Below are 8,483 nucleotides of genomic sequence, written 5' to 3'. Positions count from 1 at the left end.
GGCCGGCCGCGGCGTGCGTACGCGCTTCATCGGCGGCCGCGCGCAGCCGGGCATCGGCGGCATCCAGCGCCAGCGTGGCCCAGTCGCGCGTGCGCAGCACGCCGGCCAGCGCGTCGAGCGCATCGTCACCGGGGATCAACGGAAGGGGCGGGGCCATGCCGCTATGATACGGGCTGGCTTCCCACCGGCACTTCCCCATGCGACTGCCTCCGGCTACCGCCGGCCTGCTCTGGGCCCTCGGCATTGGCTTCCTGCTGCAAAACTTCCTGCCCGAACCGCTGCTGATGTACTTCGCGCTGTGGCCGCTGGGCGAGTATTCCGCCGGCTTCGCGGCCGACGGCTCGCCCATCACGGTGGGCTTCCTGCCGTGGCAGATCATCAGCTATGGCTTCCTGCACGGCGGCTTCGGCCACGTGTTCTTCAACGGGCTGGCGCTGTACATGTTCGGCAGCTCGCTGGAGCAGACCTGGGGCACGCGACGGTACCTCGCCTATTTCTTCATCTGCGTCGCCGGCGCCGGCCTGATCCAGCTGGTGGTGGTGACCTCGGGCATCACGGGGCAGGGCGTCTATCCCACCATCGGCGCCTCGGGCGGCGTGTTCGGCCTGCTGCTGGCCTACGGCATGCTGTTCCCGAACCGGCAGGTGATGCTGCTGATCCCGCCGATCCCGATGAAAGCGCGCACCTTCGTTATCGTGTTCGGCGCGATCGAACTGGGCATGGGCGTGTTCGCCAGCAACTCCGGCATCGCCCACTTCGCGCACCTGGGCGGCATGCTGTTCGGCTGGCTGGTGATCCGCTACTGGCGCGGGCAGCCGCCGTTCCGCCCGCGCGGGCCGAGGCTGGTGCGATGAGGCGGGCCATGCGTGTTCTCTTCCTGGGTTTCTGGCTTGCGGCCGCGACGCCGGCGTTTTCCCACGCGGCGGCCCAGGCGCCCGATCGTTGCTACCTGATCGGCGTGCTGGTGGATCCCGCGCAGCCGGCGGCCGACGTCGCGCATGAAATGGCCCGCCTGCGCGCGTCGGCCGAGGATGGCGGTGACTTCGCCGCCTTCCTGCTCGGCACCTTTTACCGGCTGGGTCCGAAGCATCCTGCCGCGCGCCTGCCCCAGGACGGGGCACTGGCGCGCGAGTGGCTGCACCGGAGTGCGCTCGGAGGCAACCTGGGCGCGCTGGCTGGCCTGGTGGAGCTCGACCTGGCGGGGGGGCGGCCGATGGACGCGCTGGTCCACGCGCTGGTCCAGGTCCATTTCGGGCGCAAGTATCCGGACGCTGCCTATTCGAGCCATCGCGCTCGAACGGGCAGCCAGGTCAACCGGGCCTTCGATGCCCTGGGGCAGCCGCGCTCGGAAGCCCTGGACGCCGAGATCCTTGCCTTGGTGAACGCCTTCGTCGCCCGGCACGGGGAGGCCATCGATTCGGCGCTGCAGGCGGCCAAGGCCCGCTCGCCGCTCGATCCTTGCGTCGGCCGCGAGGTTGAACCCGGCGTGCCGTTGGAGCGCAAGGGCGCCTCCGATGTCATGGCTCCGGCGTGGTCGCCGCAGCTGGGCAGGGACAGCTACGCGCTGTTCCACTTGAGCATCGACCCCAAGGGACGCGTGGAAAAGGCGCTGGTGGTCGACTACTGGCCGGACGAACAAGCCCTGGAAGCGCAGCGGAAGATCGCCGAAGGCATGCGCTTCAACAAGCTTCGCGGCGTGCCGAAGCGCGTCGCCTTGTTGCCCGTAAAGTTGCGCAGCTGAAACAAACGGCCCGGGCTCGGCAGGCGCCGCGCGGGCCGTGAATCTCAGCGGCGTAGCTGCAGGAAGTCGGTGCTGGCCACCAGGCGCAGGCTGTCGAGGCGGGGGCGGGCGGTGGGCAGGATGGCCAGCAGCTGCTCGCGCTCCTGTTCCAGGGCGCCGATTTCCTCGGCGCGCACCGCGGGGTTCACGCGGGCCAGGGCCTTGAGCCGGGTGATTTCGGCGCCCAGCAGCGCGTCGGCCTTCGCCATCGCTTCGGCCACGCGCTCCTGCGCGCGCAGCAGGGCCTCCTCGCGGGCGCGCTCGAGCATCGGCGGCACCAGCGCGGCCAGCACCTTGCGCTGGGGCGAGAGGTCGAACACGCGGTCGCCGGCGCGCAGGCGGGCGCGTTCGCCCGGCGCGAAGTCCGGACGGACCTGCAGGCGGGTGTCGACCGCGACGCTCAGCGGCGCCGGCGGCAGGTAGCGCTCGACGTCGAGGCCGCGCGGCGCGACGCATTCGATGACGTTCACTGCCTCCATCACCACGGTGCGCGGCGGCAGGCTGTCGTCGACCAGGAAGGCGGCGTTGCCGGTTTCGCCCGAGACCAGCAGTTCGTTGGCCGAGAGCAGCAGCGGGTGGTCGTCGCGCAGGTAGAGCAGGTCGTCGCGGCCGAGCGCGGTGGCGCGGTCGAAGGTGACGGCGCGCGGGCCCTGCTTGAACTCTTCGAAGCCGTCCACCGTGAGGTGCTCGGGATCGAGCAGCCACTGGTTCGGGCCCAGCGGTTCGTTGTGCACGCCGAAGGCCTCGAGCAGGCGCAGCGCGTGGTCGTCCATCGCGGCGTGCTGGTCGTCGCCGTGCAGCGCGGCCAGCAGCTCGCCGCCGTCGGTGCCGCGGCTGCCGAGTTCGAGCAGGCGGTCGCGGCCCTCGGCGATGATGCGCGCCAGTTCGGCGTGCTTCTCGCGGCTGCGGGCGATGAGTTCGGTGAGCGCGGGCTCGCGCGCATCGGCGTCCTGTTCGGCCAGCTGCAGCAGTTCGGCGCCGAAGCTGCGCAGCAGCTCGCGGCCGTCGGCCAGCACGCCGCGGAAGGCGTCGAGGCCTTCGTGCACCCAGCGCAGCAGCACTTCCTGCGCGCTGCCGGTCACCGCTGCAGCGTGGATATTGACGTCGCCCTTCTGGCCGATGCGGTCCAGGCGGCCGATGCGCTGCTCGAGCATGTCCGGATGCAGCGGCAGGTCCCACAGCACCAGGTGCTGGGCGAACTGGAAGTTGCGGCCTTCGGCGCCGATTTCGCTGGCGATCAGCAGGCGGGCGCCCTCGGGGTCGGCGAAGAAGGCGGCGTTGCGGTCGCGCTGCAGGAGGTTCATGTCCTCGTGGAAGCGCGCGACTTGCAGGCCGGTGCGCAGGCGCAGGGCTTCTTCCAGCGCCTGCACTTTGGCGCGCGAGCGGCAGAGCAGCAGCACTTTCGCCGGCGCGACGCGGTCGAGGATGCCGAGCAGCCAGTCGGTGCGCGGGTCCTTCGCGTAATCGTGCTCGGGCTCGTCGTCGCTGTCGCCGACATCGTGCGCGAACTCGGCGCGCAGGCGGCCAAGGACGGTCGGGTCTTCGGGCGCGTCGAGCGCGGTCACCCAGGGCAGTCGTTCCGGGAAACCGCCGACGGCGGCGCGGCGGTTGCGCACCATCGCGCGGCCGGTGCCGTGGCGGTCGACCAGGTCGGCCAGCAGCGCGTCGCGTTCGGCGGCGTCGCCCGCGGCGATGCGGCCCAGGCGCGCGACCAGCGCGGCTTCATCGCCCGGGAACAGGCCCGACAGCGTCGCCATGTCGGTCGTGGTCAGCGACTGGCCCTCGAGCAGGCGCTCGGCCAGCGCGGACAGTTCAAGGTAGCCGCGCGATTCGGCGCGGAAGGCGTCGAGGTCGGTGTAGCGCGCGGGGTCGAGCAGGCGCAGTCGCGCGAAGTGCCCGCCCAGGCCCAGCTGCTCCGGCGTGGCGGTGAGCAGCAGCAGGCCGGGCGTGCGCGCCGACAGCGCTTCCACCAACGCGTAGCCCGGGCTGGAGAACTCCGGCGTCCACACCAGGTGGTGCGCCTCGTCCACCAGCAGCAGGTCCCAGCCGGCGGCCAGCGCCTGGCGCGCACGCTTGTCGTGGCTGGCCAGCCAGTCGACCGAGGCGATGACGCACTGCTCGTCCTCGAAAGGGTTGGCCTTGGGCTCGGTCATCTCGAGCGATTCGCAGCGCTCCTCGTCGTAGATGGCGAAGGGCAGGTTGAAGCGGCGCAGCAGCTCGACGAACCACTGGTTCACCAGGCTTTCCGGCACCAGCACCAGCACGCGCTTCGCGCGGCCGCTGGCCAGCTGCTGGGCGGTGACCAGGCAGGCCTCGATGGTCTTGCCCAGGCCCACTTCGTCGGCCAGCAGCAGGCGCGGCGGGCGGCGGCGCCCGGCCATCTCGGCCACGCGCAGCTGGTGCGGGATCAGGTCGATGCGCGCGCCCAGCACGCCCCAGCCAGGATGCGCGCGCGCGTCGGCGCGGCGCTGCAGGCATTCGCGCCGGAACTCGAACTGGTCGTTGCGGTCCACGCGCCCGGACAGCAGGCGCGAATCGGCCTGCGACACCGGCTGCTCGGCATCGAGCTCGCCCTCGGTGTGCAGCTGGCCGTCGCAGGTGTAGTGGATCAGGGCGTCGCGCAGCTCGGCGCGCTCGACGGTCTTGTCCTGGCCGCCGATGCGCACGCGCTCGCCCGGCCGGAACACGGCGCGCAGCAGCGGCGCCGAGCCCAGCGCGTACATGCGCACCACGCCGGTGCCGGTGAAGACGATCTGCACCTGCCGCCCCGCGAGGCGAAGCACCGTGCCGAGGCCGAGTTCAGGCTCGGCGCTGGAGAACCAACGTTGTCCGGGAGCGAAACTGTTCATCAGCGCCAGAGGGCGACCTGCTCCTTGGCGGGCCGCTGCATCGCGACGCGGCCCTTGCAGCCGAAGGCCTCGGCGAAGGCGGGCAGGTTGGCCAGCGGGCCGTTCACGCGCCACTTGGCGGGCGCGTGGATGGCGCTGGCCTGGGCCGCGGCAAGCGCGGTGGCCACGTCCTGGCGCGGCCAGAGGCTGGCCCAGCCGGTGAAGAAGGCCTTGGCCGCGGCGGCGTCGGGCTTGCCCTGCGCGTTCAGCGCCGCCCAGGCGATCTCGAGGCCGGCGAGGTCGGCGGCGTTCTGCGCCAGCGTGCCGGCGCCGTTGACGCGGGTGGCGCCGCCGGTGGCGGAGTAGGCGGCGTACTGCGGCACCAGCGGCGCGACGCGCTTGTCCCAGGCCGCCTTGTCGGCGCCCTCGAACGCCAGCGCCAGGCTCATCTGCTGCGCGACCAGGCCGCCGAGGCTGCCGTAGTCGGCGGCGCTGCCGCCGTCGTCGAGCACCGGCGGCTGCAGGGTGGCGGCGGTGACCAGCAGGCGGTTCTCCTTCGGCAGGTAGACCACCATCGGCTGCCACTGCTCGGCCGGCCAGGCGAAGCGCGCGCGCACCAGCGCGTACTTCATGAGCCACTTGCGCAGGGTGAGGACGTTGCCGGCGAGGTCGTCGCGGCGGAAGCGCAGGTCGTCGAACACGTTGAACGGCACCTCGGTGCCCACCTGCACCTGCATCGCCTCCAGGCGCTGGCGGGCGCCGGCCTTGCCGGCCTCGCTCAGCCAGCCAGCCTGGCCGACGCGGTCGAGGGCGGCGGCGCGCACCGCGGCGGCGATGCCCTGGGCGCGCTCCTGGCGCGCCACCGGCAGGAAGCGCTGGGTGTAGGCGGCGTCGATCAGCTCCGGCACCCGGGCCTCCAGCACCCAACGGGCGCGCAGGGTGCGCGGCGTCGGCGCGTCCTGGCCGCGCAGGGTGACGTCGTAGAGCTGGGCCCAGGGGTCGTTGAAGGCCTTGCCGAGCGTCGGCGCCATGTCGCGGGCGATGTGCGCGCGCAGGTACACCTTCCACTGCTCGGGCTTGGTCTTGCCGATCAGCTGGTCGAGCGTAACGAAGAACCCGGGGCCGGTCATCGCCACTTCGGTGGCCTTCAGGCCGTGCGCGGCCAGCAGGTCCTTGAGGCCGATGCCCGCGGCCAGCTTCTCGGCTTCGCTGGTCGGCATCACGGTGAAGGACACGCCGGGCAGGGTGGCCTTGGCCAGCTGGCGCTCCATCTGCAGCACCGCCGCGGCTTCGGCGGGGGCCTTGGCCGGGGTGGAGCCGGTGAGCTTGAGCCACTCGGTGACGGCGGCCTGGTAGCGCGCCTCGACCGGCTGCACCAGCGGATCGGCGTTGCCATAGAAGCCCGGGTCGGGCAGGCCCATGCCGCCCGGTCCGACCTGGGCGTAGGGATTGCCGCGGGCATCGCGCAGCACCTGCAGGTCCACGACCAGCGGCATGCCCGCGGTGTGCAGGGCGGCGATGGCCGGGGCGATGTCGCGCGGGCGGCGGATCTTGTTGACGATGGCCAGCAGCGGCTCGATCGGGCGGATGCCCTGGGCCTCGATGGCGGCCTCGTCGCCGGCGCTGGCGAACAGGTCGGCCAGGCTCACCGACACCCTGGCGTTGGCCGGGGCGGTGGTTGCGGCCAGGACCTGGTCGCGCTGCTGCACGCCCAGGGCATTGAGCTGGTCCCAGCGGCTGAAGGAGGTGGCGCCCGCGGGCAGCTTGTTCTGCGCCAGCCAGGCGGCATTGGCATGCCCGTAGAAGTCGGCGCAGGCCAGCGGGGCGCGCTGCTGGGCGGCCACGGGGCCGGCGGCCAAAAGGGCAAGCAGGAGGGACGGGAACAGGGGGCGCATGCGGATGGGCATCGCGGACTCCGACTTGGGGGACCGCGATTCTAACGCCTGCGCCCGTTCCCCTGTAGGAGGGACTTCAGTCCCGAAGTTTTTCGCGAAGGGCTTCGGGACTGAAGTTCCTCCTACCGGGGCGGAAAAGGAAAGCCCGGCGCGGGGCCGGGCTCTCCAGGGGCTTGCCGTGGGGAACGCTTACCAGATGGCGACCTTGGCCTCGCCGCTGCGCACCATCGGGTCGCCTTCCTGGCAGCCGAACGCGTCGGCGAAGGCCGGCAGGTTGGACGGGGCGCCCATCGCGCGGAAGCGGGCCGGGGCGTGCGGGTCGGTCTGCAGGCGCACCTTCAGCTCTTCCGGCTTGTAGTTCACGCGCCAGACCGTGGCCCAGTTCATGAAGAAGCGCTGGTTCGGGCCGTAGCCGTCGATCTCGGCCACGCGCTTGTTCTCCAGCGCCTTCTGCAGCGCGTCGTAGGCCACGGCCAGGCCGCCCAGGTCGGCGATGTTCTCGCCCAGGGTCAGGTTGCCGTTGACCTTCATGTCGTCGCCGTAGCCGTATTCGTTGAACTGCGAAACCAGGCGGCCGGTGCGGTCCTTGAAGCCGGCCATGTCGGCGTCGGTCCACCAGTTCTTGAAGTTGCCGCTGGCATCGAAGCGGCTGCCCTGGTCGTCGTAGCCGTGGATCATCTCGTGGCCGATCACGGCGCCGATGCCGCCGTAGTTCACCGCGTCATCGGCTTCCAAATCGAAGAACGGCGGCTGCAGGATCGCGGCCGGGAACACGATCTCGTTGGCCAGCGGGTTGTAGTACGCGTTCACCGTCTGCGGGCTCATCTGCCACTCGGTCTTGTCCACCGGCTGGCCGATCTTGGCGAGGTTGAACTTGTGGTTGAACTCGCCGGCCGCCATCAGGTTGGCCACGAAGCTGTCGCGGCTGGTCTGCAGGCCGCTCCAGTCGCGCCACTTGTCCGGGTAACCGATCTTGGGCGTGAACGCCGCCCACTTCACCAGCGCCTGCTCCTTGGTCTCCGGGCTCATCCACTCCAGGTTCTCGATGCGCACCTTGAGCGCGGCGCTGAGGTTGGACACCAGCTCCTGCATGCGCGCCTTGGCCTCGGGCGAGAACGCCACGTCCACGTATTCCTTGCCCAGCGCCTCGCCCATCTGGCCGTTGATGGTGTTGAGCACGCGCTTCCAGCGCGGCTGCATTTCGGACTGGCCGCGCAGGGTCTTGCCGTAGAAGTTGAAGTTTTCCTCGGCGAAGGCGTCGGACAGGAACGGCGAGAGACCGTCCACGGTCTGGAAGCGCAGGTAGGCCTGCCAGGTGGCGGCCGGCACGTCGGCCAGCATCGCGCTCACTTCCTCGTGGAAGTCGGGCTGGGCCAGCGAGAACATCGCCGGCGCCTCGAGGCCCTGCGAGGCGAAGAACGCCGACCACTTGAAGTTCGGCGTCAACGCGTCGGCGTCGGCGACGCTGACCGGGTTGTAGTACAGCGACACGTCGCGCGAGAGCTGCTCGCTCGAGGCCGACACCTTGGCCAGGCGGGTCTCGAAGGCCATCACGTCGGCGGCCTGGGCCGCGGCGCTGGCTTCGTCGGCGCCGGCCAGCTGCAGCACCTTGGCGATGTGGGCGACGTAGGCCTCGCGCACGGCCGCGTGCTTCTCGTCGAAGTAGTAGTCGCGGTCCGGCAGGCCCAGGCCGGCCTGGGTGGCGTAGGCGATGTTGACGCTGGAGTCCTTGAAGTCAGCCAGCGGGCCGAACGAGAACAGGTAGCCCTGGCCCTTGGCGTAGCTGGCGGCGACGTAGGCCGCGATCTGCTCCGGCGTTTGCAGCGCGGCGATCTCGTCCAGCATCGGCTGGATCGGCGCGATGCCGGCGGCATTCACCGCGGCCTCGTCCATGCCGGTGGCCCAGACGTCGCCGATGAGCTTGGCGGTGCCGGTGGCGCCTTCCTGCGCGGCCAGGTTCTCGACCAGCTTCTGCTGGAT

The 8,483-nt window shown here is 71.2% G+C and carries 5 protein-coding genes; 2 read left to right on the top strand and 3 right to left on the bottom strand.

Annotated elements, in window-relative coordinates:
• Positions 1-197 precede the first annotated feature (197 nt).
• Together Q0C12_RS09145 and Q0C12_RS09140 are read left to right on the top strand one after the other, a co-directional pair.
• On the top strand, positions 198-854 hold the full coding sequence (locus Q0C12_RS09145; RefSeq protein ID WP_290889266.1) for a rhomboid family intramembrane serine protease: 657 nt from the start codon (positions 198-200) through the stop codon (positions 852-854).
• An 8-nt stretch (positions 855-862) separates the two neighbouring features.
• Positions 863-1,741 carry a hypothetical protein gene (locus tag Q0C12_RS09140; RefSeq protein ID WP_290889263.1) on the top strand — a complete coding sequence of 293 codons (879 nt, stop codon included), beginning with the start codon at positions 863-865 and terminating at the stop codon, positions 1,739-1,741.
• 44 nt (positions 1,742-1,785) lie between these two features.
• On the opposite strand, the gene rapA is transcribed toward Q0C12_RS09140, so the two are convergent.
• From rapA to Q0C12_RS09125, 3 genes are all read right to left on the bottom strand, one after another.
• Positions 1,786-4,629 carry an RNA polymerase-associated protein RapA gene (gene rapA, locus Q0C12_RS09135; RefSeq protein WP_290889259.1) on the bottom strand — a complete coding sequence of 948 codons (2,844 nt, stop codon included), beginning with the start codon at positions 4,627-4,629 and terminating at the stop codon, positions 1,786-1,788.
• Positions 4,629-6,515 carry a M13 family metallopeptidase gene (locus Q0C12_RS09130; RefSeq protein ID WP_290889257.1) on the bottom strand — a complete coding sequence of 629 codons (1,887 nt, stop codon included), beginning with the start codon at positions 6,513-6,515 and terminating at the stop codon, positions 4,629-4,631. The genes rapA and Q0C12_RS09130 overlap by 1 nt, the downstream gene beginning before the upstream one ends.
• 177 nt (positions 6,516-6,692) lie before the next feature.
• Positions 6,693-8,483, bottom strand: a 1,791-nt coding sequence (locus Q0C12_RS09125; protein ID WP_290889255.1) for a M13-type metalloendopeptidase, incomplete at its 5' end; no start/stop codon positions are given.

Origin of the sequence: Arenimonas sp. (genome assembly GCF_022842045.1) — a bacterium.
Lineage (GTDB): Bacteria > Pseudomonadota > Gammaproteobacteria > Xanthomonadales > Xanthomonadaceae > Arenimonas.
Note: the sequence above shows the minus strand (reverse complement) of the source record. Positions and strands in the feature narration are given on the sequence as shown.